The organism is Halobacillus karajensis, assembly GCF_900108515.1.
GTDB lineage: Bacteria > Bacillota > Bacilli > Bacillales > Halobacillaceae > Halobacillus > Halobacillus karajensis.
The window spans coordinates 698,214-718,606 of sequence record NZ_FNWW01000001.1; the positions used below are offsets into that span (position 1 = coordinate 698,214).

The 20,393-nt window shown below is 41.2% G+C and carries 19 protein-coding genes, 1 pseudogene and 1 riboswitch; of the genes and pseudogenes, 5 read left to right on the top strand and 15 right to left on the bottom strand.

All coding sequences use genetic code 11. From position 1 onward, the window contains the following. Positions 1–393: 393 nt before the first annotated feature. Positions 394–591, bottom strand: a pseudogene (locus BLW54_RS03275) (DUF2188 domain-containing protein). A 145-nt stretch (positions 592–736) separates the two neighbouring features. After that, a riboswitch (SAM riboswitch) is annotated at positions 737–846 on the top strand. 112 nt (positions 847–958) lie between these two features. Here BLW54_RS03275 and BLW54_RS03280 point away from each other — a divergent pair. Beyond that, the gene (locus BLW54_RS03280; RefSeq protein ID WP_074733237.1) at positions 959–2,653 is read left to right on the top strand and encodes an O-acetylhomoserine aminocarboxypropyltransferase/cysteine synthase family protein; all 1,695 of its coding nucleotides are present in this window, start codon (positions 959–961) and stop codon (positions 2,651–2,653) included. A gap of 23 nt (positions 2,654–2,676) precedes the next feature. Beyond that, a complete protein-coding gene (gene metX / locus BLW54_RS03285; protein ID WP_074733238.1) occupies positions 2,677–3,735 on the top strand; it encodes a homoserine O-acetyltransferase MetX in 1,059 nt (352 codons plus the stop codon). 91 nt (positions 3,736–3,826) lie between these two features. Here the strand turns inward: metX and BLW54_RS03290 are convergent, their stop codons facing one another. From BLW54_RS03290 to BLW54_RS03340, 11 genes are all read right to left on the bottom strand, one after another. Then, on the bottom strand, positions 3,827–5,209 hold the full coding sequence (locus tag BLW54_RS03290) for a polysaccharide deacetylase family protein (protein ID WP_074733239.1): 1,383 nt from the start codon (positions 5,207–5,209) through the stop codon (positions 3,827–3,829). A 207-nt stretch (positions 5,210–5,416) separates the two neighbouring features. Then, entirely contained in the window at positions 5,417–6,253 is an 837-nt protein-coding gene (gene kynA, locus BLW54_RS03295) for a tryptophan 2,3-dioxygenase (protein WP_074733240.1), read from the bottom strand. Between the two features lie 14 nt (positions 6,254–6,267). After that, entirely contained in the window at positions 6,268–6,912 is a 645-nt protein-coding gene (locus BLW54_RS03300; RefSeq protein ID WP_074733381.1) for a DUF4166 domain-containing protein, read from the bottom strand. Between the two features lie 311 nt (positions 6,913–7,223). Further along, on the bottom strand, positions 7,224–8,750 hold the full coding sequence (locus BLW54_RS03305; RefSeq protein WP_074733241.1) for an RQC-minor-2 family DNA-binding protein: 1,527 nt from the start codon (positions 8,748–8,750) through the stop codon (positions 7,224–7,226). A gap of 81 nt (positions 8,751–8,831) precedes the next feature. Further along, positions 8,832–9,530 (bottom strand): ribose 5-phosphate isomerase A, encoded by a 699-nt coding sequence (gene rpiA, locus BLW54_RS03310; RefSeq protein ID WP_074733382.1) that lies wholly within the window; start codon positions 9,528–9,530, stop codon positions 8,832–8,834. 264 nt (positions 9,531–9,794) lie between these two features. Next, positions 9,795–10,427, bottom strand: coding sequence for a response regulator transcription factor (locus BLW54_RS03315; protein WP_074733242.1), 633 nt, complete (start codon positions 10,425–10,427; stop codon positions 9,795–9,797). After that, positions 10,420–11,466: a sensor histidine kinase gene (locus BLW54_RS03320; protein ID WP_341853304.1), complete on the bottom strand. Its 1,047-nt coding sequence runs from the start codon at positions 11,464–11,466 to the stop codon at positions 10,420–10,422. The genes BLW54_RS03315 and BLW54_RS03320 overlap by 8 nt, the downstream gene beginning before the upstream one ends. Further along, complete coding sequence (liaF, locus tag BLW54_RS03325; protein ID WP_035506893.1) at positions 11,463–12,182, bottom strand: cell wall-active antibiotics response protein LiaF; 720 nt, start codon at positions 12,180–12,182, stop codon at positions 11,463–11,465. Before liaF ends, BLW54_RS03320 begins: the two co-directional genes overlap by 4 nt. Before the next feature lie 71 nt (positions 12,183–12,253). Beyond that, complete coding sequence (locus BLW54_RS03330; protein ID WP_074733243.1) at positions 12,254–12,895, bottom strand: PspA/IM30 family protein; 642 nt, start codon at positions 12,893–12,895, stop codon at positions 12,254–12,256. An 18-nt stretch (positions 12,896–12,913) separates the two neighbouring features. Continuing rightward, complete coding sequence (locus tag BLW54_RS03335) at positions 12,914–13,261, bottom strand: lmo0954 family membrane protein (protein ID WP_035506896.1); 348 nt, start codon at positions 13,259–13,261, stop codon at positions 12,914–12,916. Between the two features lie 280 nt (positions 13,262–13,541). Further along, positions 13,542–14,642, bottom strand: a complete 1,101-nt coding sequence (locus BLW54_RS03340) for a M24 family metallopeptidase (protein WP_074733244.1) — start codon at positions 14,640–14,642, stop codon at positions 13,542–13,544. Between the two features lie 181 nt (positions 14,643–14,823). Between BLW54_RS03340 and BLW54_RS03345 the strand changes: the two genes are divergently transcribed. Beyond that, positions 14,824–15,225 carry a hypothetical protein gene (locus tag BLW54_RS03345; RefSeq protein WP_074733384.1) on the top strand — a complete coding sequence of 134 codons (402 nt, stop codon included), beginning with the start codon at positions 14,824–14,826 and terminating at the stop codon, positions 15,223–15,225. 160 nt (positions 15,226–15,385) lie between these two features. On the opposite strand, the gene BLW54_RS03350 is transcribed toward BLW54_RS03345, so the two are convergent. From BLW54_RS03350 to BLW54_RS03355, 3 genes are all read right to left on the bottom strand, one after another. Next, positions 15,386–15,973: a biotin transporter BioY gene (locus BLW54_RS03350; RefSeq protein ID WP_035506899.1), complete on the bottom strand. Its 588-nt coding sequence runs from the start codon at positions 15,971–15,973 to the stop codon at positions 15,386–15,388. Between the two features lie 348 nt (positions 15,974–16,321). Further along, positions 16,322–16,945: a helicase C-terminal domain-containing protein gene (locus tag BLW54_RS21235; RefSeq protein WP_341853305.1), complete on the bottom strand. Its 624-nt coding sequence runs from the start codon at positions 16,943–16,945 to the stop codon at positions 16,322–16,324. Next, positions 16,900–18,600 carry a DEAD/DEAH box helicase gene (locus BLW54_RS03355; protein WP_341853306.1) on the bottom strand — a complete coding sequence of 567 codons (1,701 nt, stop codon included), beginning with the start codon at positions 18,598–18,600 and terminating at the stop codon, positions 16,900–16,902. The genes BLW54_RS21235 and BLW54_RS03355 overlap by 46 nt, the downstream gene beginning before the upstream one ends. A gap of 175 nt (positions 18,601–18,775) precedes the next feature. Between BLW54_RS03355 and BLW54_RS03360 the strand changes: the two genes are divergently transcribed. Together BLW54_RS03360 and BLW54_RS03365 are read left to right on the top strand one after the other, a co-directional pair. Further along, positions 18,776–19,711: an SGNH/GDSL hydrolase family protein gene (locus tag BLW54_RS03360; protein ID WP_074733245.1), complete on the top strand. Its 936-nt coding sequence runs from the start codon at positions 18,776–18,778 to the stop codon at positions 19,709–19,711. A gap of 19 nt (positions 19,712–19,730) precedes the next feature. After that, complete coding sequence (locus BLW54_RS03365; RefSeq protein WP_035507728.1) at positions 19,731–20,366, top strand: YpmS family protein; 636 nt, start codon at positions 19,731–19,733, stop codon at positions 20,364–20,366. The last annotated feature ends 27 nt before the right edge of the window (positions 20,367–20,393 follow it).

Here is a 20,393-nt window from a genome sequence, read left to right on the forward strand (position 1 = left end):
ATCGTTTACTACTATCTTAACCGCCACCCTTCCAAAACACTAGATATTAAGCTCCCCTCCCCCATAACCTCCCTTATCCAGAACGCTTAGCTTCTAGACATTTTGTCTGAGGAGATGGTGGGTGGAAAAATGGCCGCTTTCTGTGGACATATGAGGAAGGAGGGAGAGTCCCGCGGGAGAAGGAGCGAGACGAGATCCTACTAGGCTTTAACCCGAGTTAGCTTGCCAGTCTCCCCACCCCCTCCGGAGAGCGAGTCTTTCCTCAACGCCCCTAAAACCTTACATATCTGAAAATCAACTCTTCCACCACTCTGCCAGTGAGTTGAATAATTCTGCTGGCAGGGGTGAGCTTTTATAAAATAAAAACTTCCCCGCTGAGGGGGAAGTTTTTTATTAATACGTGCGCTCTTCTTCTATGGCGTGGTTTTGATCAAGAATCAGTAATTTACTCGGCTTGTTTTCTTTTGCAATCTCTTCTGCTTTCGCAACGGCAGTATCTCTTTAGTCATAAAGGTCCGTCGGGGCGACATCCTCCATCTTCACAAACCATCCTGACACATCTTTATTTGGTACGACACTATATTGTTTCATGAACTTCACTCCTATCTCATAGACTTAATTATCCATTTCCCACAGAAGAAGTGGTTGAAACGTTCCACTTTCTTCAAAACAGTTTGACATTAAGCAGGTACCCCTTTATAATTTCAAACAAGTCAGACAAATTAAATAAAAACAACTCTTATCGAGAGCGGCAGAGGGAATAGGCCCTACGACGCCCGGCAACCTTCAAGGAAAACCTTGAAAAGGTGCTACATCCTACAGGTCATGTGATCTGAAAGATAAGGGGAGGTAAAGATACATAAAGCCCTCTTCTTACTTACAGAAGAGGGCTTTTTCATTTTCCCTCTTTAAGCCAAAAACGAATGCCCTGAAAAAATTTCTAAGGAGGAATTTACCGATGAGTTTGCCTTATCAAAAGTATGGTCCTGAAACACAACTGCTTCATGGAGGTCAAGAACCTGATCCTGCAACAGGATCACGTGCTGTGCCGATTTACCAAACCACTTCCTATGTTTTCAACGATACGGAACATGCGCAGAACCTTTTTTCTCTTGCTGAACCCGGAAATATTTACACACGAATAGGAAACCCGACCGTTGATGTTTTTGAACAGCGTGTCGCCCTCCTTGAGGATGGTGCAGCAGCAGTAGCGACTGCTTCAGGAATGTCAGCCATAACTTTAGCTATTCTTAATGTCGCTGGCACGGGTGATGATATTGTGGCATCAACAAACTTATACGGAGGAACCTATAACTTATTCGTTCACACCCTCCCCCGTTATGGTGTTACCGTCCATTTCGTTGATGGTGATGACCCTCAAGCATTTGCTGATGCGATCACCCCTAATACTAAAGCTATTTTTGCAGAGACCATCGGTAACCCAAGTTTGAATGTACTCGATATTGAGGCTGTTGCAGACGTTGCCCACGAGCACCATATCCCTTTAATTATTGATAATACATTCGCAACTCCCTACATCTGCAGGCCAATCGACTGGGGGGCTGATGTTGTTGTCCATTCTGCCACTAAATGGATCGGTGGACACGGGACAGCCATTGGCGGAATTGTTGTAGACAGTGGACGTTTCGATTGGAACCACGAAAAATTCCCAGGTTTCACAGAACCTGATGAAAGTTATAACGGCATCCGCTTTGGTCTAGATGTTGGACCTGCCGCATTTGCTATTAAACTACGTGTTCAACTGCTTCGTGACATTGGGGCATGTCTCAGTCCACAAAACGCCTTTTTACTATTACAAGGACTCGAAACTTTGCACTTGCGTATTAAGAAGCATACGGACCAGGCATTAGAAATCGCTAAATATTTACAAAACCATGAAGGGGTTGAATGGGTGAACTACCCTGGATTGAAAGATCACCCGACGAATGGTCTAGCTGAGAAATATTTCCGCTACGGACACGGGTCTATTGTCGTTTTTGGTATTAAAGGAGGTCGGGAAGCAGGTCGTCAGCTCATTGATCAAACAACAATCTGGTCCCATGTGGCAAACGTTGGTGATGCTAAATCCCTTATTATTCACCCAGCCTCAACTACCCACCAACAGCTGAGTAAGGAGAATTTGAAGAAATCCGGAGTAAAGGAAGAACTCGTCCGTCTATCCGTTGGCATAGAATCACTTGAAGACCTTATTCAAGATTTAGACCATGCCATCTCACTTGCGACAGGATACAGTCACCCCTATGGGAAGAGTCGCCATTTAGCCGAAACCATCCTCTCTTCTTCACTCGATCGATCCCATGGCGATTTAAGAAAACGGGTGATCGGAATCGTTGATTCGGGCAATCTTAAAGATGAACAAAGCAAGTTGGAGAGTCTCGGATTTGAAGTGATCGTCTTCCCAACCATTGAAGGGGTTGCGGAGAAATTACGCTCGAATTTGGATATCCTTTATGTGGAAGAAGCGGATGAGGAGGTTCTAAACATAACAAAAGAGACCAAGCCTCAACTACTTTGGTCCCAAAGAATAATTACACAAGAGGATGCTGACATTGTCTCAGGCGTCCGCTTATATGATGCTATTGTAAGCATTCGTTCCGGGAAGGACATTGCCACTTCCCTTGTATCGGTTTAGTGAAAGAAAGGAGAATTTTCAGCATGTCAATAAAGAATCCCGCCAGCCATCCAAGAACAACACAATCGGTCTGTATAGGGGATTTCACCTTCGAATCCGGAGAAAAACTGACTCAAGTAGAGCTTGCCTATGAACGTTCTGGCCCGACGGATGCTCCCATTGTCCTTATCTGCCATGCGTTAACCGGTAATCAAACGGCAGTCGGATCAAAGGATGAACCTGGCTGGTGGGCCGGATTAATCGGTAATGGGTGCCCGATTGATACAAATCGCTACCAAGTTATCACTTTTAATGTCCTTGGAGGATGTCATGGTTCTACAGGACCGGCCAGCATCAATCCTGAAACGGGGAAGGTCTTTCGCCAAAGTTTCCCAAAAGTAACCATCCGTGACATGGTTCATGCCCAGTATAAAGCCCTGCACAGGCTCGGAATAACCGAAGTTTATGCTATAGCAGGAGGATCTCTCGGAGGAATGCAGACATATGAATGGGGGCTCTTATATCCTGATTTTATGGAGCAACTTTTTATTCTGGCAGCCACCCCATACTTAAGCGATTATGGGATTGCTTTTAATCACATCGGGGCAAGGGCTATTCAAGATGATCCTTCTTTTAAAAATGGAAACTACCAATCTAACGAGGACCTTCAAGGATTTGAGATCGCCCGCATGACCGGTATGGTGACTTATCGAAGCAGCACCCTGTTTGAAAAGAGATTTGACCGGTCTCCCAGCGAGAAAACATCCTATGAAATTCAATCTTATTTGGATTACCAAGGAGATAAAATTAAAGAACGCTTTGACGCCAACAGTTATCTTTACCTTCTGGAGGCTATGAACAACCATGACATTGGAAGGGATCGGAATGGTTGGCAAAATGCAGCTTCCAAGTACAAGGCTCATGTTCACACATTCAGCTTTGAACATGACTTGCTTTATCCGGATGAGCTGATCCGGCAATTTTCTGTGTACCCGAAAAAAGGAAGCCATCACCAAATCTCTACCGATTATGGTCATGACGGTTTCCTTGTAGAATTCGATCATTGGGGGAAATGGATCGAACAAAAGTTGAAATCATTATAAACCTGGCATGAATATCGCCATACACTCCCTTTTCCCTTTAGTCATTAATAAGACCTCAAGAAGAAAGCTACACTAAAAAAGCCGTTCAGTTTTAATCCAAAACTGAGCGGCTTTCTTTTTCTTCCATTAAAACCCCTACAGGCACGACCTGATAACCTTCAGATGATAACCTTCTTAATAGAATATCTGTTGTTTCTACTGTAGAGTTCTGCAAGTCATGCAGCATAATGATAGATCCATCTTCTACTTGGGAAAGAATATCCTGGGCAACCGTCAATGGTTCTTGATCTTCCCATTTTTCAGAGTGGATGGTCCACGGAACAGTATCCAGCTTTCCCTTATATGGAACGGAAGGTATATTTCCAAATGGCATCCTTAATGAATTTACATTTTGACCTGTTACTCGTTCCAAAATGGCTTGAGTAGAAGAGATTTGTTGTTCCACCTCTTCCTCAGATAAACGCTCCAATCGAGAATGATCCCATGTGTGGTTACCAATCTCGTGCCCGCGTTCACTCACTTCACGAGCAACATCAGGGTAAAACCCAACCCTCTTACCAATCATAAAAAAGGATGCCTTCGCATGGTATTTATCTAAAAGGTCAAGTATCTTTCTGGTAACCTCAGGGTGAGGACCGTCATCAAACGTCAAGGCAACCTTTTTCTTTTCATTATGCAGCTTTTTATCCAAAGAAAAATCTACATTACTCTCTCCCAGTTCCTTATGTTCAGCAGTTCGTTCGGAAACATTCTCCTTTGCTTTCACTAGAGCCTCCTCATATTCTGAACGTATAAGGTGGGAGATTTTACCTTTACCGATTGTTACACGAGTGTCTGAATGATGTGCAGGATCTTCTAAAAACACCATTAGGCCTTTATCTGTTATTGCAATATTTTCATAAACCTCGGATTTTGCTTCAAGGTTTTCATAAAGGGAAGTATTTTCCTTACCAGACTCAGCTAACTGATCTTTCGTCCATTCGTGCAGCCGATCTACATAATAAACATCATCTTTAAATAACTCTTCTACTTTTAAAGCTTTTCCGTTCTTTTTATCAAAATTCATAATCGTCTGGCTGGTCATCATTTTATCTCTGCCGATATCCAAAGTCTCAAGGAATCTTACAACAAAAAAGCGTTGGTCCTGATGAATCACTTCAAAGTCGATATGCAGTTCATGGACCTCTCCTCCATTTTTCTGCTGATTCCTTTGATAGCTTTCCTGCTTGAAATAAGCCTTTTGTTTGTTTACATAATCAATAATCGTTTGATCGATTTGATTATTCGGTGTTTGAGGATAATGGGCTGTAATATAATACTCTTCATCCTCATCAATATCTGTTTCCATACTTATTTCATAGATAGACAAGTTTTCATCCTTCTCCCCCGGTTCTTCATTGGCACTAGCTATGAAAGAACACCCGGTAGCCGTCAACACAATAAATAAAATGGTATATATTATAGGTTGTCTCATGCTTTTCCCTCTTTATCTCATAATCATACAACCTATTGTAACATAAATGTAACAATGACTTAATTATATAGATATATTCAGTAAAATTTTTTTCAACGCCAGACTCTCTCCCTTCCCCCTCACCACAAAAGAAGAATGGATCAAAGACTTTGCAGATACTCACAAAAAAAGAACTTCCTCGCAAAAGGAAGTCCTTAAATTCAATGCTTATATGGTCGTTCGCACATCCCATAACTCTGGGAAGAATCTGTGATCCAGAACTTTTTTTAAGTACCCGACCCCAGAGGAACCACCCGTCCCTTTTTTATGACCAATGATTCGCTCAACCGTCTTCATATGGCGGAAACGCCATTGTTGAAGACTGTCTTCAATGTCCACGAGCTTTTCCCCTAACTGATATAAATCCCAGTACTGATCAACATTTTTGTATATGTGAGACCAGGCCTTTTCTACAGTCGAATCCCTTTCATATAATTCGGTATAATCACGATCCAGCAAATGAGCAGAAATCGGAAGTCCAGCCTCTGAAAGTTTTCCGATTGCGGCATCATATAAACTCGGGGCACGGTAAGCCTCGTTTAAGCGCTTATGTAAATCAGGATCCTTCTTGTAAATCTTCAAGACGTGCGGCGTTTTATATCCTAAAGCAAATTCAATCATTCGGTATTGATAAGATTGAAAACCAGAAGCCTGTCCCAATTGATCTCTGAATTCCATATACTCAGCAGGAGTCAACGTTGATAATACATCCCAGGCTTGAATGATTTGTTTTTGAATACTGGAGACACGCGCCAGCATTTTAAACGCTGATTGCATCTTATTCTCCCTAATCGCCTCTGTTGCAGCATGGAGCTCATGTAAAATAAGCTTCATCCATAACTCACTCACTTGGTGGATAATAATAAACAACATTTCATCATGGTGAGGAGACAAGCGTTTTTGAGCAGATAGCAAGTCTTCCAAACCTAAGTACTCTCCATAGGTCATTCGGTTAGAAAAGTCCGTATGGACATTCTCGTTGCCCTTCTTGTGGTCATCGGACATAGGGTATCCCTCCTTTACTCTAAAACGCCGCGTTTAGGAATATTATTATAAGTCATAGGTAAAAACTCTGTGTGAACCGTTCCTTCATACATCATAAGGGTTCCAAGCCATGGATGCTCTGCATGAACATGAATACGAAAGGCTTCTTCCTCTTCATCATAATGCTCGTATACACTTGTTGTTGGAGCTGTCATTGATATTCCGCCGTTTACATTTATTGCTTTCGACTCCATATAAAGACCGCCTTCTACCGTAACATGGATATCCAGTTCGGTCTGCATCAGTCCGGATTTACCTAAATCATCGACAAGACTCTCTTTCTCTTCATCATATCGCATAGCAGCATCAAATCCGCGGATGGCATATGGAAAGAAAAATCGGCGGATCCAACTCACCGTTTCTCGACCCTTTTCATCATCATACACATAGTTTTCCAATGTGAATGGAACATCTCTCCCTCTTTCAGCAAAGACAAGATGATCTTTTGAACCCATTTGCAGAAAAGGACGCAGCAATGGGTGTGTGCCTCTGATTTCTGTCATTCTTCCCTGTCCGAGGACCATTAGGTTTTGTTTGCTTGTTAATCCATACTTCTTTTGGAGCTCCGGGTGTAAATTATGAAATTCTTCTCCTAAAGCTCGGTGATAGATAGACTTCATTCCGCTAACTCCCTTCCAAAACAAATATAATAATCCAGCATCAAATGGTACGGTTTTGAATATGTTTAATTTTAGAAAATTGAATTTGCCCTTCATGTATGTATTGGCATTATAGCACAAGTAACCGCTTTCGATTATAGATGAATAAGAAATAAGACCTGCGGTCAGCAGGTCTTTATCCATGGAGCTAGCGCTTCTCCATATTTTCAACTGCAACGCCTCATAATCCACCACTCCGTAAAAGAAAGGCACTTCACTGCACTGCTTGATTTATACTTGCCGTGTCTTCCGAGGCAGTTGCGCTTTTACCCTTACATGACCTCTTCAGCATAGTCGCTTATTGAATAGCCTTTTTGTTGTTTCATCAGCCAGCCTTGTTTTTTTAGCTGGTTAAACAGTTTTTGAATATGTTTTTCCGGCCAGCTGGACAAAAGACCAAACCAGCGGGTTTCATGCAATCTTAATTGTCTAAGTTTGTGTGTAGCTTTCCCAGCAAGCACTTGTACCAGAGTGTGTGCCGGGTGAGCTGTGCCATAATAATAAATTAAATCCAGAATCTGTTGAGTTTCTGCATAGGTGAGCGGCCGTCCTTTGATTGTAATAATGACATCATTTTCTTCATATCGGACTTCTTCCAATTTACTTTTTAGTTCTTCTAAGACATGGCTGGTCATGGGGTAGACATTTTCGGGCACGATTTTCTGCCAGTGCCTGAGTTCTTTAAGCATTCTTACGTCATCCAATCGAACCTCCGCTAGCCATAACAACTCAGAGTTACACGTTTGTTCAGCTATGTGTGTCCTGCTTAATTTATCGTACATATAAAGCAAAGGGTATGTTTTCTTATCCTCTGATTTTCGCTGGTATCGTTCGATCTGATGAATGATAGTGAGACTTTCATCCAAGGTTTTTCGTGCGGTACTTAATTGTTTCTTTAATACCCTTAATTGTAACAACTGTTCAAGTAAGGACTGATTCTGCCTAGCAATCTCATTGAATTGCTTTTCAATTGTAGTCACCCGCTTTGTTGAAAGCTCCACATCATATTCCTCTATAAACGTCACCTGCTCCTCTTCAACATGATACTCCAGACAAAAATCACAGGTTTCACAGTAACAACAAATGGAACGGCTCTTTGGATTGAAGGTCAGCAACTTTTTATGTGAGCAGATCTCCTTTGAACCTGTCACCCATTCCTCTGGAAGAGCACGAAACGGTCGCATAACGATCGCTGCACGATGACGCCAGCCAGCAATATCTTCTGGATAGTTTAATACAGAAATGAGTGCGGATTGATTCATGACTTCGACAGCATCAATCACACGTCTTTTTTTATGAAATAGTTGGACAATCGGATGATTGTAAAAAGCGGATGATATTTTCTTTAACCAATAGTTTCGATCATATTCACTTATATTTGCTAAGAACAGATATTCCTCAAGTACTTCCCCAACATGGTCATAAAGCTGTTCAGAGGATAATTGAGTAAAATCCGTCGGATATAAATATTCTTCTCTTAAGGGTAATCCGTGTTCTTCGGGTAAGGATCGCCATAAAAACATTTCTGGGCGCATCAGATGTGGATGAATGGTCTCTTCTTTTTCAAAAAAAACCGGGAGGACAGCATTTCCTTTGAGTCCTAAGAAGGAACGGATTTTCTCTGCATCCAGAGGTTTATCGTTCATTTGATCCACAATTGCGTCATTCAGCCTGGAAAGTAACCCCCGTTCAAATTTATGTCCAATCGACCGGATATGTTTGTTCTTCTTTCCGATCGGCGCCAGTACTACATACGGGTATCGGTGATCCTTGTAAGCAATCCTGTTTGGCAGTCCCATAATGATTCCCCTTTAATAAGGATTTACTACTATTATAGAAAAAGTATTAAGATGTACCAATAAATATAAGTAAAATGGGCGTCATACTGTTAAAATTTCCACAGAATACCCAATAAACAATCCTGATTCAATCACTCCAGGAATAGCGCTTAATTCTTTTTCCAGATTATTAGAGATCGTTGGAAACCAGGCATCCATTATGACATTCCCTGCTTCCGTAATAACAGGACCATCTTTTGCTACAGCCATTCTTAAATCGACTTGATCTATTCCCATATCTTTAAGCGCTGCTTCCACAATATGAATCGATCGTGAATCCACCTCTAAAGGAACAGCAAACTTCTCTCCAAGATGACCTACAAGCTTGCTCTCATCTACCAAGATGTACGTTTTCGGAGAACTTGCCATCACTAACTTCTCTGCAAAGAGTGCCCCTCCTCTTCCTTTAATTAAACGATTGTGTGAATCGACTTCGTCTGCACCATCGAAGCCCCAATCAGGTCTTGCATTAAGAAGAGACGTGGTAGTCAGACCATAATAATTGCAATTCATCTCTGCCTCTTTAGATGTTGGTATAGCCAATACGTTCCACCTCTCAGCTGCTGCCCTTTCGGCAATCTTCTTAAGGGCTAGAAAGGAAGTGGACCCGGATCCGATTCCAATAATGTCTCCATCTCTCACAAACCTGCTCACATGCTCCGCCACTTTCTCTTTCTTATCACGGAAGGAAATGGGTCCTTCCCAGATCGGTTGTCCAGCCAGTTTATTTTTCCATTTCACATGCATCACCTCTTCGTTTGGTATTCCCGAAAGGAGCCGAAATCAAGCATCGGGAAAAGAAAGAAAAAGGACAAAAACTTTGTCATTTTTCACTTCTCCTCACATAGAATGAATGTAATCTATTGTTCTCAGGAAAGAAGGGGATGGAATTGAAGCGAGTATATGTGAAGTTGTTCATCTTCTATCTCATTCTCATATGTGCCATCATCCTCGTCACCATAAATCAATAATAAAACAAACCTCGACGATACTTTCGTCGAGGTTTCACTTTACCAAATCATGTTTGAATGCATAAATCACAGCCTGTGTGCGATCGGATACTTCTAGCTTCCCCAGGATATTACTGACATGCACTTTCACCGTTTTCAAGGCAATGAATAATTGCTCAGAAATTTCTTGATTACTTTTCCCCTCAGCCATAAGTAGAAGGACTTCTTTCTCACGCTCAGTCAACTGCTCATGAAGATAGGCCGGGTTTGGTGTGCGCATCTTCGTCATAATCTTTCCTGTCACTTCTGGTTCTAAAATGGACTGGCCCTCGTATGTAGAACGAATGGCTTTAGCAATTTCATCAGCTTTTGAGGTCTTCAACATATAACTTGTCGCCCCTGCTTCAAGAGCCGGATAGACTTTCTCATCGTCAAGAAAGCTGGTGACAATAATGACTTTTGCTTCTGGCCACTGTTCTGTAATCTGCTTTGTCGCTTCAATCCCATCCATTTCGTCCATGACTAAATCCATCAAAATAATATCCGGGCGATGCTCTAAGGCCAAATCCACAGCAGCCTGTCCGCCATCCGCTTCCGCAATCACCTCGATATCCGGTTGTGCAGACAGGTAAGCCGAAACACCAATTCGGACCATCTCATGATCATCCGCAAATAATACGCTAATCATTATCTCCCGCCTCCCTTTTCCAATGGGGAATTTTCACTTCAAGCCTTGTTCCTTGCTCTTTTACACTTACGATATTCAGTGTTCCTCCCACTTCTATCGCTCGTTCCTGCATGTTTTGCAAACCATAGGAACTAGCCTTTTTCTCTTCCACATCAAAACCGTCCCCATCGTCTACGATACGAAGGATAATACTATGATCTCTTTCAATAAGCATTACGTTTAAAGAAGATGCTTTCGCATGCCGCAATGTGTTTGAAACGGCTTCTTGGAGGATACGAAACAACTGATCTTCAATACCCTTTTCAAGACTCAACGTTTCCACAGACCAATGAATGTCCATCGGGACCTTTTGTGTCAATTCATATAGCAGCTCTTCTGCCCCTTCAGATAAAGATTTATCTTTTAACGCAATCGGCCTTAAGTGGAGGAGCAAAGCACGCATCTCAAGCTGGGATTGATGAATCATTCGCTCCACCATTTTCATTTGTTTTTTCCTGGAGGCCAGATCATCTGTATCGGTTTCATTAATCGCTGACATCATCATTGACGCTGCGAATAATTGCTGACTGACAGAATCATGCAGCTCTCTTGCCAGTCTATATCTTTCCTGGACCACCACTTCCTGAAGACTTTTTTCACGTTCTTCCGCTCTCTCTGTAACCATACGTTGAGCAAGCTCTGTTTGTTTCGTCATTTTATCTTCTAGTTCGTTGATGGCATCCTCAATCTGCTTCATTTCTTTCAAGTCAACTTCTTCTCTAACCCTCTCATTTCCCTTGGTGAGTTCAAAAAGACAATGTTCGATCGTATAAAGCTGTCTTCGCCAAAACCACCCTTGAATCACACCTGTTACAAATCCAAACGACAAAGCCATTAAGATTACGAAGAAGATATAAGGCATATCCAAAACTTCTCTATCCCACAAATCTTCCCATGAGTGGAAAGGAAATGCATAAAAGGTGATGGTTAAAATAAGGATAGTAAATCCAAAAAAGGTGAGCGTACCGGACAATACCTGCCTCTGCCATACATTCATCATATGCGTTTCACCTCGAGGTCTCCTGAAACCATCGAAGTAATTATTTTCACGCGTGGCTTTTCAGAGCGATACCCTCCCGTTTGGTACGATAACACTTGGTTGAGTACTTTTGATTTCTTATATTGAAAAATAGAAGCACGCCCTATAAGGGCGCTATGATGGATACTTACTTCCACTTCATAAGGAATATACACAGTCAAATTACCGACAAAATGCCGGATGGAAATAACCGCTTCATCGTGTGGCAGGACGGTCTGGCTTAAATCAACAATCCGATTGCCAATCCCCCCGTGAATGTTAATATCCTTCCATTCATACGACTTATTTGGCGTAGACTCATCTCCGAAAAATTTCTGCTTCAATACCGGGTCCTGATCCGGCATTTCTTGATAGTTATCCATGATTTCTGGTCTAATTCGATCTGGGTTTTCTCGTGTTTTAAAATAATGCAAAAGAAAAACAATGATCATAGCAATCACTAGAAATCTCACGGCAATCATACTTAAAATGGTAAAAATCAAACTGATCAAGCCGATCCAAAATAACACTTTTCTCCATAAAGGTCGGTAATTTTTCCATCCGATATACATCAACACACCAGAAAACAGGACGGAAAATACCAGACCTCCATTAAAGAAGACAATTTCAACAACGAGAAGAATCACCCCTATGATTAAAATCGTGTTTATCGTATCCGTAGAAAGTTTTTTAAGCATAAAGGTCATCCTCCTCTCCTTATAATCATGATAAAGACGCAGAAATCTGCGCCTTTATCATACCATGTTTTTTATTTAGCTTGTACTTCCTCTTGTTTCTCTACTTCTTTTTCCAACTGAGCGATTTTACTATCGAAAGTGTTGTGATAATACGCACTGTTCACCTTATATTCCAAGTCTTCAATATAGCGGTCGATTTCTGAAAATCTAGAGTAAGGCTTATCCGCTGTTTCTTTAATCACTTGATTCATACGATGGTGAGCACGTGCGATGTTTTCACGCCCCATCAATTCCATCCGCTTCACGTGCATATCCTTTAATTTATGTTTCATTTCTTCATACTTACGTTCTAGGGCTTCCAACTGTTCAATACTATCTCTTCTAGAGACTTGCAAACGCTCCGCTCTAGCTTCATATTCCTGCTTCTCCTTAATAGCAAACTCATACATATCCGTTTCGCCAGCTTTCTCAGCTATCTCCGCTTGACGTGTGCGTTTGTCCGCCATATCCTGTGCTTTTTGGAATTCATGTGAGAATTCGTCTTTCAATCGATACTGACGCTCGACAAGCTTGCGAACTTTTTCTGTCTCTTTTTCACTTTCACGTAAATATTGATTCAACATAGCAATCGGATTCTTCTGTTCCTTTTGATCTAACGCCTCATGTAAATCTGCTGTAATGGAATCTTTCAATCTTGTGAATAAATTAGCCATATTCATCTCTCCTTGTAATTATTTATTTAACTCTGCCCATTGATGTTCAAAGTTTGTAAATGGGTCCTCTGACCTTGTCGGTTGGATATCCTCTTTCTTGCTTGTCCAATTTTTAAAGATCCAATAAAGCGCGTAAGCTGCTGCGACACCAATAACAGCATAAATGTTAGACACTGCAATGCTGAGTGTGATCAATCCAACGACTACCCATCCAATCTTCCCAGCTGTTGAGTCACTTTTCATAAACTGCTTAAACACAATATAGAGAAGCCAGACACTTACCCCGAGGAGGATCATCGGTCCCAAATTGGCAAGCAAGACGGCAAGAGCGATTAATCCGGCCAGGAATAGTAAAAATTTCTTCATTGATTTTCCCTCCTTGTTGTTTTCTTATATTCATCATACCCAGAAAGGAATTTTACAGTAATGAGCCAGAGATATATTTTCTCCTAAGACCAGAGGCTTATAGGGGAATAGCCATGTGTTTTAAGAACTGAAGCCTACATAAAGGGAAAGGTCATCACAGGTAGATGGCAAGAGGAAATCCTAGAACGCCAAGATATATGTGGAATTCTATCAGAGAAAAAGGAGATACTATTCCGGTGAAAACAGCACAAAAAAGCCGCCTGTGGTAAGGCGGCTTTTCTTATTCAACGATTCGTAATTCTTTCGGGGTTTTTGTTAATGTGATGGATCCGTCATCGGTAACAAGGACATCATCCTCCAGGCGTACACCCCCGATTTCTGGATCATAAATTCCCGGCTCAATTGTGTAAGTCATACCCTTTTTCAAAACCCCATCATTCAAGTGACTCATAGAAGGGAATTCATGGACGTTAATCCCCAGGCCGTGGCCGATACGGTGCGGGAACTTATCTCCATACCCTGCATCTGTGATGACATCACGGGCGGTCTGATCCAAATCACCAATTCGTGTTCCAGGTTTACTGATTGCAAGGGAGGCTTCCAGGGCTTCCTTCACCTTGTTATAAATGACTTTTTGCTCATCGCTGATTGAACGATAGGCAAATGTACGGGTGATATCAGAGGTATACCCCTTCCAAACAACCCCCAGATCAAAGAGTACAAAATCGCCAGGTTTCAGACGACGATCACCAGGATTCCCGTGGGGCTGACCTGATTTTCCCCCAAACAGAACCATTGTAGAAAACGACATCTCTGACACGCCTTTTTTCTTTAGTTCGTACTCAATTTTAGCAAGAACTTCCATTTCAGTGATCCCTTCTGCAAGGGCATCTACACCAACACTTACACCGAAATCTGCGAGTTCTGCCGCTTCTTTCATAATACTAATTTCCTGTTCATCTTTAATGACACGCATCTCATTCAGCTGACCTTCAATGTCTTCAACTTTGACATTATCAAAGAGACCGATAAAGGATTCACTTCGACCATAAGAAAGGACTTGCTTCTCTATCCCTATCGTACGAATTTCTATATTGCCGTTCTCACGCATTTGATCCGCTATCATTTTCCATGGATCTTCATGGTCCGCATATCCGATTACTTCATGTGTCCAACCCGCATCTCTGATTTGACCTTTTTCCATTCCAGGTAATACTGCAACGGGAGCCGTTTCCGGGAAAACCAAAAGCCCCAGTAATCTTTCATGAGGGTCTGTATGGAATCCTGTTAAATAGAAGAAGTTCTCCGTCGAGTTAATAAAAGCAGCATCGACATTTGCTTCTTTTAGATATTGAGAAAATTGTTCTAACCTATGTTCCATATTTTATCACTCCTCTTCCGTCTCTTTTCATCATAGCTCAATCTTTCACGCAATCCAAATGACACAAAAATTCGAAAACACTAGTGAACGTTTAACGACAATTTATGATTTTATTTCTCATAAATAAAGGCTTTCGATATAATGACGGAAGATGAGCGTACAAAATCGGAGGTGAAAAATGATGGACCGTACTCGTTTCTTTATTCGTGTCGCTGCTATCTACGCATTAATCGGGGCTTTCATGGGGTCCCACATGGCCGGAGGAGGTGGGCTGCAGTTAAGCGCCATTCATGCTCACATTCTTGTTGTAGGATGGCTGTCTCTGTTTGCATTCGGTATTTACTATAAAGTATTTTCCATTCCAAAAAAGTCGAAACTAGCGACGGCACATGTTTGGACGGCGTTTTTCGGTGTCTTTGGGTTGACCGCTGGAATGTGGCTTTACTACACACAGCCGATTCCTGGAATGAATCCTTTCAATACTATTTTCTTTATTGTAGGCGGGACCATTCTACTTATAGCTTTTGTTTTATTTGCAATCATGACATTCATCCATGGAAAATTAATTTCCGAAGACGCATGAATGATAGCACCATCGCCCTCCCCACCCCCGATAGACTTTTAAGTCAAGGGGATGAACATAAGCGATGAACAAACCCCTCACTCAGGGATCTACAGTATATGAGTTTTATAAGCTCCCAGACCAAAAAAACAGATCCGCTTTCTATTGCGGATCTGTTTTTTTATGCGGTCTGCCGAAGAGGCGTCCGTTGTAATAATGATTTTTCCAATCTTACTACAAAGAGTGCAGCAGCGATGGATAATCCTAAATCCTTAATTAAGAATGGAACCATACTCGACCAAGCAAGGACAAAACTGATGCCCTCCCCGCCGACCCAGAAATTCATAGCAAAATAAAATAAGTTAACCCCGACGAAGTAATTGATTACAATACCTATAAGGGCTGCAATAATATAGGTCGGGAGATTACGTTTAGACTCTGCAATCTTTCCAACAAAATAAGCCAATATGATGTATGATACGATAAATCCGAATGTGGGAGATAACAATATGGACACGCCACCTTTGAACCCAGCGAAAATAGGCGCCCCGATCAATCCCAAAATAGCGTAAACGAGAACAGAGAAACAGCCTAATCGACTTCCAAGGACAAGCCCCGCTAAAATCGCAAAAAATGTCTGCAGTGTTAACGGCACTCCCATCACCTGTAAAAATGGCATAAAAGCAGTAATGTTGGCTCCTACAGCCATTAAAGCCACAAACAAACCACCTAATGTAATGTCATAAGCTGATAACCGTGAAGAATTCATATGGTGTCCTCCTATTTATATCTCTTATTTACTTAATAAGATACGGGAGACCACCACACAATGTCAACCTATTTTTAGTATAGTTAACAAAGAGGTATTTAAAATCAGTGTAAAAGCACACATCCTTCATTTTCTATATACAAAGTGCTTTCTATCTGAAAAGAACTTCTATGGTTTAGTTTTGTGTTAGCCTTGGCAGCTATTCATCAGACGATAAGAAGATAAACAAAATAACTCCACGATCCTTACAGCCGCCTTATTCATAATGAATCATTCTATATAATTGGGAAATTAAATATTGCCCATTTCCCCTCCAAATTCCGTCACGATATTTCCCAGGAAATCAAATCATTTTAAAATTCGATAACTTCCCCAATCATTAGGAAGAAGCTGTAAATATTTCGTAGAAAGAAATCGATCATCGACAAGTTGAATAGCACCATAATCTTCTTCCGAACGGATGAGCCTGCCACCTGCCTGCAGAACTTTGTTCATACCTGGATAAACATAGGCATAATCGTATCCATTTCTTTCCTTTTGGTTAAAATATTCCTTAATTAATTCTTTTTCGTAACTCCTCGGAGCTATACCAATACCTACAACGGCCACACCATTTAGTTTGTCACCTCTCAGGTCCACCCCCTCTGAAAAAATTCCACCAAGAACAGCAAATCCCACTAACCGGCCACCGATTTCAAACTGTGCAAGGAAATCCTCCCGTCGATCTTCATCCATTCCACGCTCCTGCATTACCGCATCTACATCGGTATATTTTTTGAACTCATGATAAACCATCTCCATATAGTGATAAGAGGGAAAAAAGAAAAGGTGATTTCCCTTATAATGATCGACTTGGTGATGAAGACGTCTTGCTATTTCTCCAGCTGTCTTCTCCCTGCTTTTATACCTTGTTGACAATGGTGTGATCATGACATCGACCTGAGAAGCATCGTAAGGAGAAGGCAATTGCAAAATATAATCACCTCTCGCCCCCCTAACATTTCTTTATAGTAAGCAAAAGGAGACAGTGTGGCTGAAAAAAAGATCCCGGAACGAAAGCCTTTCGTTGTTTCCCTCAGGACATGAGAAGGATCAAGACAGAACAATTTAAAAGAAAAATCCCCTTGAGATTTACTTTCTCCGATTAAACGATAGTGATCGTCTACATATTCGAGAATTTTTAAAAACCTCTGAGATTGGAAGTACACATCGATCAGTCTTTCCTTCCTTTCCCCTTCCACTTCTTCTTGTAATAAGGCTTCAGCCTGCGTGAGAAAACGCTCCACGTTTTCTTCCAATTCACCAGGTACCTGCTCCCATTGCACATATTCCTCCGTAGAAGAATAAAACCGCATTAAATCTTTTCCAATCGCTTCAGATATCTTTGCAAGAGCATCGTCTTCTTCCTGCCAATCCTCAGCAACCGTCATGTACGCCTGCTTGTGAATCGCAGCTGAATACATGTCACGTGCTCGCTCTACAAGATTATGACTTTCATCGACAAGGATAGCTGTTTTCTTCTTACGGTCAGGTAATAGACGCTTCAGAGAAACCCTTGGGTCGAAGATATAATTATAATCTCCAATGATTATATCTACGACATCGGTTAAATCCAACGAAAACTCAAAAGGACAAATTCTATGTTTCCTTGCATAATATTCTATAACTGGCCTTGTCATTTGTGTTTCATTAAGGAGGATATCCACAATTGCTCCATTAATCCGATCATAATATCCATCTGCAAATGCACAGAAATCCGGCTGACAAATGGTTTCTTCTTGAAAGCAAATTTTATCTTTAGCCGTCAGGGTAACCGAACGAAGCATGAGCCCCTTTTCCTTCATTTTTAAAAGGGATTCTTCCGCTGTGGTCCTTGTAATCGTCTTCGCTGTTAAATAAAACACCCTATCCATATCTTCCAACTGCAGTGCTTTAACGGCCGGAAAAAGTGTGGATATCGTCTTACCAATTCCTGTTGGGGCCTGTGCAAATAGATTCCGTTTTTCCTCAACGGTCCTGTAGACACTCCCGGCAAGTTTCCTCTGCCCTTCCCGATACCCTTGGAATGGAAATTTCAAGTCAGGAACCGTTTTCTCTTTTTGTTCGCGTATATGAAGAAGAATTTGTGCATAAGAGTTATACTTCTCTACCGTTTCTTCCATAAAACCTTTCAACTCTTTATATGTGAACGTTCGCCTCATTCTTTTTTTGTCTTTCGTTCTCTTCTGAACATAGGTTAGTTGAACTTGAATTTGGTCGAGATCTTCTTTTTCTGCATACATGAATGCATACCCTTTTGCCTGGGCCCAGTAGACAGGGTGTGTTGTTTCATCAATCTCATCTAGTTCTCTTCCTGTAGACTTTATTTCATCAATCACAGGACCCTCCTCTGAAATTAATAAACCATCACATCGCCCCTGCACCTTAAGGAGTAATCCTTCTTTATTAAACTCATATTCTAGAAAAACCTCTGACTGATCGCCTTCTTTATATTTTTTCTGAACTTCCTGATGAATGGCTGTTCCTTCTAACAAAGCTGTATTTGTTTGAAACCGTTCATCAATATGGCCAGTCCTGTAAACATAAGATACAAGTTCTCTAACCGAGATGGTCATTTTCCCTTCCATAAAAATCCTCCTTACAGGGGATGTTTCGTCCTTCTACCCTCATCTTCTTACACTCGTTTCCGTATGTCTATTGTATAACGCACATGGTATAATTGTGGGAAAAACATTTTCATTTCCCATTAGGTGAAAACCACATATAATATAAATGGAGATTACCCTCAGGAGGGATTCAAATTTGAAGACTTGGAGATGGATCGCAGCCGTTGCACTCTCCTTCGTTATTGCTATTTTTATTGTAGCAGCTTTCATTTATACTCCGGAAGAAGAACCGAAACCTGAACTCCGTACTGAAGAAAAAGCGGAAGAGGCTCTTATACAAGAAGAACCGCATGATCCTCAAGAACTAAAAGAAGAAGAGGAAGAAGAACAAGATAAAGAAGAAGAAAACCACCTGAGTGATGGTTTACGCGAAGTCTTTACGAGTGTCATAGAAAGCGCACGTGGCTTATTTATTAAAGATAACCTGGATATCGTAGCCATCGGTGACTCTCTAACTCAAGGAGTAGGAGATTCCACAGACAAAGGTGGATACGTAGGGATCTTAGAGGAAACATTCAATGCTAATCCAGATACGGAAACAACGGATATAGAAAACTTTGGAAAACGGGGGAATCGTACAGACCAGCTTTTAAAACGGATGGAAAACGAAGAAATCAAAGAATCGTTGCGAGACGCAGACTTAATCCTTATCACTATCGGTGCAAATGATGTCATGAAGGTCGTTAAAAATAATTTCACAAGCCTGAACTATCAAGATTTCGTCAACGAACAAGAAGGATATGAAGATCGTTTACATGAGATTTTGCAACGAACCCAAGAACTGAACCCAGATGCTTCTGTTTATCTGCTTGGCCTGTATAATCCCTTTCATAAATATTTCAATAATATTCCTGAACTTGGACAGATTATGGGTGACTGGAATGCCATCAGCCGGCAGGTCGTGAATGACTATGACCAGACAACTTTTATTCCCATCCGGGATTTGTTCGAAGGAAATGAAGAAGATCTTCTTTGGAAAGATGATCAGTTCCATCCTAACGAAAGAGGTTATAAAAAGATGGCAGAGCGCGTGTTACAATATATAAGGGAAGACATTGAAGTTGAACAATAATACAGGTGGAATGAATAAAATGAAACGATTATTGTTAAATAATAAATGGAGGACGTCGTTCTGGCTTTTGGCTCTCATTAATTTAGCAGTTGTGGTTTGGCTGGTGGCATTAGTTTTTCTCCCGAGTTCCTACACGATTGTTAACGTTGATCAAGAAAAAGAAAGCTCTGACGCTGAGTTTACAATTGTTTCTACTAAAGAAAATATGGAGCAGCTTGCCAACGAGTATCTATCAGAACTATCAACCCAGACGGTATTCAATTATTCTATTGCTCTGGACCGTAATGTAACGTTATCAGGCAACATTAAGGCCTTTGATCAGGTGATTCCAATCAACGTTGAATTACATCCTGAAGTCCAAAAGAACGGGGACCTCGTCCTACAACAAGAAAAAATTTCATTAGGTAAATTGCCGCTTCCTAACAAAAAAGTGCTAGAGTTTGTAAAAGATAATTACAACTTACCTGAATGGGTGATGGTCAACCCAAACGATGAAAACATTTATGTTGCGGTTACCCAAATGGATACAGCAAGCAACTTCAATGTGAAAGTCGACCGATTTAACCTTAATTCCAATCAACTCTCATTTAAAATTTCCGTACCACGAGATTCCTTCCAATTTGCCCAAAAAGTTATGGAAGATCATATGGAATAGGAAGAAAAACATCCTTTCATAAGCATT